The sequence below is a fragment of the Geodermatophilus sp. SYSU D01186 genome (genome assembly GCF_054050215.1).
In genome coordinates this window covers 1-5,380 of record NZ_JBJGYW010000072.1, presented here as the reverse complement: position 1 = coordinate 5,380, position 5,380 = coordinate 1, and the positions used below count along the sequence as shown (strand labels likewise).

Below are 5,380 nucleotides of genomic sequence, written 5' to 3'. Positions count from 1 at the left end.
ACCGCCGCCGCGCCGAGGGCAGGACCGACCGCGAGATCACACGCTGCCTCAAGCGCTACATCGCCCGCGAGCTCTACCGACGCCTCGAAACCCCACCCTCAGCCCTTGACGCGGCATAGGAGCGTCCTCCCCGGACGCCGTCGTCGCGCGCGGTGATCACCGGGCAGCGAGAATGGGGCGCCACCGCCGTCCGCCCCCTGGGAGAGCCCGTGCCCGAGCCGTCCGCCTCAGGCGGGATCCGCAACGTCGAGCTGCTCGGCGTCTACACCAACGACCACCTGGCCGCCGCCACCGGCGGGATCGAGCTGGTCAGCCGGATGCTCGGCCGGCACCGCGGTGGGGCGTACGAGCAGCGCATGGAGGAGCTGCTCGACGAGCTGCGCGAGGAACGGTCGGCCCTGGAGTCGACCATGCGGACCCTCGGCATCCCGGTCCGGCAGTACAAGCAGGCCATCTCGTGGCTGGGCGAGAAGGTGTCGCGGGCGAAGCTCAACGGGCACCTGCTGTCCCGGTCGCCGCTGTCGGACGTCGTCGAGCTCGAGTTCATCGCCACCGCCGTGCTGGCCAAGCGGGCCGGCTTCGAGACGCTGCGCGCCCTGGCCGAGACCGATCCGCGCATCGACGCCGCGCTGTTCCACCGGCTCATCGAGCAGGCCGACAAGCAGCACCACTGGCTCGCCGACGCCCGCCGCGAGGTCGCCGCCGGCGTCTTCGGCGGTTCCCCGGCCGCGGCCGACGACGCCGCCGACACCTGACCCGGGGCCGGGGGGCGGCGCCCGGCCACGCCCGGTAGAACACCGGTCATGTGCCACGACACCGACAGCCGCCCACCCGCGCCGCCCCGCAGCGGCGACGTCGCCGAGCGCGGCACCCTGACCCTGACCGCGGCCGACGGCACCGAGTTCGCCGCCGCCTACGCCGCACCCGACGGCCCGGCCCGCGTCGGGGTCGTCGTCCTGCCCGACATCCGCGGGCTGCACCCCTACTACGTCGCCCTCGCGGAGCGCTTCGCCGAGGCCGGGCTCCCCGCCCTGGCCGTCGACTACTTCGGGCGGACGGCGGAGCTGCCGCCCACGGGCACCCGCGAGCAGGACTTCGACTGGCAGACGCACATCCCGCAGACCACTCCCGCGGGCGTGGACGCCGACGTCGCCGCGGCGATCGCCTACCTGCGCGAGCGCACCCGCCCGGACCTGCCGGTGGTGACCGTCGGCTTCTGCTTCGGCGGCAGCCACTCGTGGCGGCTGGCCGGCGGTGACCTGGACGTGGCCGCCTGCGTCGGCTTCTACGGCCGGCCGGCGATGGTCGGCGAGGCCCCCGCCACGCGGCCGACCCTGATGGTCATCGCCGGGGCCGACAGTGCGACGCCGGTGGAGGACCAGCTGGAGCTGGCCGCCAAGCTGCGCGCCGGCGGCGCGGAGGTGGAGACCGCCGTCTACGACGGCGCGCCGCACTCGTTCTTCGACCGCGCGTACGGCGACTGGGCCGAGGCCTGCGCCGACGTCTGGCGCCGCGTGCTGGCCCTCACCGACCGGGTCGCCCTCGGCTGAGCGCGAAGGCCGCGCTGCTGGACGGTGCGGGTACTGAGCCCGCCGGCCCGGCATGCCACGCTGGTGCCCGGGTACTGCGGGCGCCGCACGGGGGAGAGGCGGAGTGCACATGGGCACGAGCGACGTCGAGACGGCCGGCGGGCGGCGGACCGACGTCCGCGCCGCGGGCTGAGCCGGCGCGGACGATGGTCGCTTCCCAGCGGCTCCCGGGCACCGGGACCGACACCCCCGCGGCGCCGGGCCCGGCCGAGGTGGCCGCCGCGGTCCACGACGCCGCCGCCGAGGAGACCTCGGTCGCGGCCGCCGCGGTCGACCGGGCCGCGGCCGCCGGGGCGGTCTCCGGTGAGGCGGCGTCCGGCGCGGCCACCGAGGCCGGCACCCGCACGGAGGTCGGCCCCTCGACCGCGGGGCTGCCGCGCTGGCTGGTCCTGCTGGTCGGCTGCGCGGCGGCCACGATCGCGATCGCCGGCGTCCGGTCGATCGCCTGGCTGGTCGGCCCGGTGTTGCTCGCCCTCGTGGTCGTCATCGCCCTCATGCCGGTGCAGCGCTTCCTGCAGCGGCACGGGTGGCCGCGCTGGCTCAGCGCCACGGTCCTGCTCGTGCTGGTGTGGGGCATCCTGCTGGCCTTCGTGGCGCTGCTGGTGGTGTCGATCGCCCAGTTCGCCAACCTGCTGCCCGACTACGCCGGCTCGGCCGAGCAGCTGCTGGCGTCGGTGGTCGACGACCTCAACGACCGGGGCATCGTCTCCGGGCAGCTGTCGGACCTGGTCGCGCAGTTCGACTACAGCCAGCTGGTCGGCGTCGCCACCGGGTTACTCTCCCGGGTCTCGGACGCCGCGACCACGCTGGTCCTCCTGCTGTCGTCGATCGTCTTCCTCGCCATCGAGTCCGGCGGGTTCGGACGGCGGCTGGCGCTGGTGGCCACCGAGCGCCCGCACCTGCCGATCGCGCTGGGCCTGTTCGCCCGCGGCACGCGCAGCTACCTGCTGGTCAGCACGGTGTTCGGGGGGATCGTCGCGATCGGGGACGGGATCGCACTGGCGATCATCGGCATCCCGCTGCCGGTGGTGTGGGGGCTGCTGTCGTTCATCACCAACTACGTGCCCAACATCGGGTTCGTCCTCGGGCTGGTGCCCCCGGCCATCCTGGGCCTGCTCAGCGGCGGGTGGTCGACCTTCTGGGTGGTCGTCGCGGTCTACGCGCTGCTCAACTTCGTCGTCCAGACGCTGATCCAGCCCCGGTTCGTGGGCGACTCGGTGGGCCTGTCCATGACGGTCACCTTCGTCGCGCTGCTGTTCTGGGGCTGGGTGCTCGGCGCGCTGGGTGCGCTGCTGGCCATCCCGCTGACGCTGCTGGTCAAGGCGATGCTCGTGGACGTCGACCCGCGAGGCCACTGGTTGGACGCCCTGCTGCGCGAGGAGCCGCGGGCCCCGCGGACCAGCCGCGCCCGGCAGCGGACCCACGCCCGGCGGGCGGCGCTCGCGTCGGTGCGCGCGCTCCAGCCGCACCTGCCCGGCCGGCGGCACTCCGACGCGCCCGCCCCGGGAGAGGAGCCGCCGGTGCCGGAGACCGGGGAACCGGCCCGTGCGCAGGACCGGTCCGGGGACTGAACGCGCAGGTCAGCACGGAATGTCAGACCCCCGGAGGACGTTGTCACCATGTCGGGCACGCCGCCCGGCGAGACGTCTTCGGAGGCACAGATGAAGGGCGATCGCGTCGAGGTCGTGATCGATGCCGGGGGCACGACCCGCACCTACGACATCGAGGCCACCCGCGCCGGACGGCGGGTGGACGTGACCCACGGCCGGGGTCTCGTGGAGGTCACCGAGAGCACCCGTGGGGGCACCCCGGTCCGCACGGCCCGGTTCATGGCCGGACGGGTGCTCGCGCTGGTGGAGCACCCGGCGCCGCGCCGCACGCCGGACGACGCCGAGGTGACCCCGCTGCGGCAGTCGGCCTGACCCAGGCGCCGGCCGGGCAGGAACTCGTCGTGATGGCGGGCCTGCAGGGCAGCGGGAAGTCCACGTGGGTGGGCGAGCACCTCGCCGGCACCCACGTGGTCGTCAGCAAGGACCACTGGCCCAACGCCCGCCGCCGCGAGGCACGCCAGCGGCGGGTGGTCGCCGAGCTGCTGGCGCGGGGCGCGAGCGTCGTCGTGGACAACACCAACCCCACGCCGGAGGACCGCGCCCCGCTCGTCGCGGCGGCCCGCGCCGCCGGCGCCGGCGTCCGCGCCGTCTGGGTCGACACCCCCGTCGACACCTGTGTGGCACGCAACGGCACCCGCGAGGGCCGCGCCCGCGTGCCCCTGGCCGGGCTGTTCGGCACCGCCGCGCGGTTCGTGCCGCCCGCGCCGGAGGAGGGCTTCGACCGGGTGGACGTCGTCCGGGCCGGCTGAGGCGGCGGTCCAGCGGCACGCCGGGAGGGGGATCGGACCGCCGTGCGGTAGGACTTGTCCCGCCCGAGTCCCCGACCGTCGGAGGTCCATCGTGCTGGCCAGCATCGGTTACGCCGTTGCCTACACCGGGCTCGGCATCGCGCTGCTGACCCTCGGTTTCGTCGTCCTCGACCTGCTCACCCCCGGTCGCCTCGGCCGGCACATCCACGAGGAGCGGTCGGTCAACGCCGGCCTCGTGCTGGCCACGGGCTTCCTGGGCCAGGGCGCCGTCGTGTTCGCCGCGATCTGGACGAACGCCACGAACGGCTTCGGCGAGGCGCTGCTCTACACGGTGGTCTTCGGGGTGCTGGGGGTGCTGCTCCAGGCCGTCGCGTTCGTCGTCCTCGACCTCATCACCCCCGGCAAGCTCGGCGCCCACGTCACCGAGGTGGCCTTCCACCCCGCCAGCCTCGTGCTGGGAGCCGTGCAGGTCGCCGTCGCCGCGATCGTCGTCGCCAGCATCTGGCCCTGACCTGGCGGTCCTCCGGGACGCCGACGCGCCGGGGCTACCGGTCGGTAGCCCTCCCGCCTCGCCGCCGTACCGTGTCGGCAGCGCACCGGAAGGTGCAGACACGAAAGGGATCTCCCGTATGAGCGAGGCAAGCAGCACCGGCGCCCGCGTGGCCATCGTGACCGGGGCCGCGCGCGGCATCGGCGCGGCCACCGCCCTGCGACTGGCGCAGGACGGGTTCGCCGTGGGCGTGGTCGACCTGGAGGAGACCGCCGGCAAGGAGACCGTGCAGGCCATCGAGGCCGCCGGGGGCCGGGCACTCGCCGTCGGTGCCGACGTCAGCGACCCGGAGCAGGTGGAGGCCGCGGTCGGCCGCGTCGCCGCCGAGCTGGGCGCGCCGACCGTCCTGGTCAACAACGCCGGTGTCACCCGCGACAACCTGCTGTTCAAGATGACCGAGTCCGACTGGGACACGGTCATGAACGTCCACCTGCGTGGCGCGTTCCTCATGACCCGCGCGGTGCAGAAGCACATGATCGAGGCCCGCTGGGGTCGCGTGGTCAACCTGTCGAGCACCTCGGCGCTGGGCAACCGCGGCCAGGCCAACTACTCGGCGGCCAAGGCCGGCCTGCAGGGCTTCACCAAGACCCTCGCCATCGAGCTGGGCAAGTTCGGCGTCACCGCCAACGCCATCGCCCCCGGGTTCATCCAGACCGAGATGACCAAGGCGACCGCCGAGCGCCTCGGCGTCCCGTTCGAGGACTTCATCGCCGGCGCGGCCAAGGAGATCCCGGTGCAGCGCGTCGGGCAGCCCGAGGACATCGCCCACCTGGTGTCGTTCTTCGTCAGCGAGGGCGCCGGCTTCGTCTCCGGGCAGGTCGTCTACGCCGCGGGCGGCCCCAAGGCCTGACCCGCCCGTGCCGCGGGGCCCGGCCGGGCCCC

At 74.6% G+C, this 5,380-nt stretch carries 7 protein-coding genes; all 7 read left to right on the top strand.

Annotated features, from left to right (window positions below; translation table 11 throughout):
* Window positions 1-209: 209 nt before the first annotated feature.
* The 7 genes from ACI784_RS25180 to fabG all read left to right on the top strand — a co-directional run bounded on the left by ACI784_RS25180 (window position 210) and on the right by fabG (window position 5,348).
* Window positions 210-755 carry a hypothetical protein gene (locus tag ACI784_RS25180; protein WP_456923664.1) on the top strand — a complete coding sequence of 182 codons (546 nt, stop codon included), beginning with the start codon at window positions 210-212 and terminating at the stop codon, window positions 753-755.
* Window positions 756-803: 48 nt separating this feature from the next.
* The gene (locus ACI784_RS25175; protein ID WP_456923663.1) at window positions 804-1,550 is read left to right on the top strand and encodes a dienelactone hydrolase family protein; all 747 of its coding nucleotides are present in this window, start codon (window positions 804-806) and stop codon (window positions 1,548-1,550) included.
* Window positions 1,551-1,735: 185 nt separating this feature from the next.
* Window positions 1,736-3,160: an AI-2E family transporter gene (locus ACI784_RS25170; RefSeq protein ID WP_457015328.1), complete on the top strand. Its 1,425-nt coding sequence runs from the start codon at window positions 1,736-1,738 to the stop codon at window positions 3,158-3,160.
* A gap of 90 nt (window positions 3,161-3,250) precedes the next feature.
* Window positions 3,251-3,511: a hypothetical protein gene (locus ACI784_RS25165; RefSeq protein ID WP_456923661.1), complete on the top strand. Its 261-nt coding sequence runs from the start codon at window positions 3,251-3,253 to the stop codon at window positions 3,509-3,511.
* Between the two features lie 32 nt (window positions 3,512-3,543).
* Window positions 3,544-3,948, top strand: coding sequence for an AAA family ATPase (locus tag ACI784_RS25160; protein ID WP_457015327.1), 405 nt, complete (start codon window positions 3,544-3,546; stop codon window positions 3,946-3,948).
* A gap of 91 nt (window positions 3,949-4,039) precedes the next feature.
* Entirely contained in the window at window positions 4,040-4,459 is a 420-nt protein-coding gene (locus tag ACI784_RS25155) for a DUF350 domain-containing protein (protein WP_456923659.1), read from the top strand.
* 118 nt (window positions 4,460-4,577) lie between these two features.
* Window positions 4,578-5,348, top strand: coding sequence for a 3-oxoacyl-ACP reductase FabG (gene fabG / locus ACI784_RS25150; RefSeq protein ID WP_456923658.1), 771 nt, complete (start codon window positions 4,578-4,580; stop codon window positions 5,346-5,348).
* Window positions 5,349-5,380: the final 32 nt, after the last annotated feature.

What these genes read in the sequence shown, in the direction of transcription:
- ACI784_RS25170 (WP_457015328.1), top strand. Translation starts at nt 1,736, where the DNA reads ATGGTCGCTTCCCAGCGGCTCCCGGGCACCGGGACCGACACCCCCGCG.
- ACI784_RS25175 (WP_456923663.1), top strand. Translation starts at nt 804, where the DNA reads ATGTGCCACGACACCGACAGCCGCCCACCCGCGCCGCCCCGCAGCGGC.
- fabG (WP_456923658.1), top strand. Translation starts at nt 4,578, where the DNA reads ATGAGCGAGGCAAGCAGCACCGGCGCCCGCGTGGCCATCGTGACCGGG.
- ACI784_RS25165 (WP_456923661.1), top strand. Translation starts at nt 3,251, where the DNA reads ATGAAGGGCGATCGCGTCGAGGTCGTGATCGATGCCGGGGGCACGACC.
- ACI784_RS25160 (WP_457015327.1), top strand. Translation starts at nt 3,544, where the DNA reads ATGGCGGGCCTGCAGGGCAGCGGGAAGTCCACGTGGGTGGGCGAGCAC.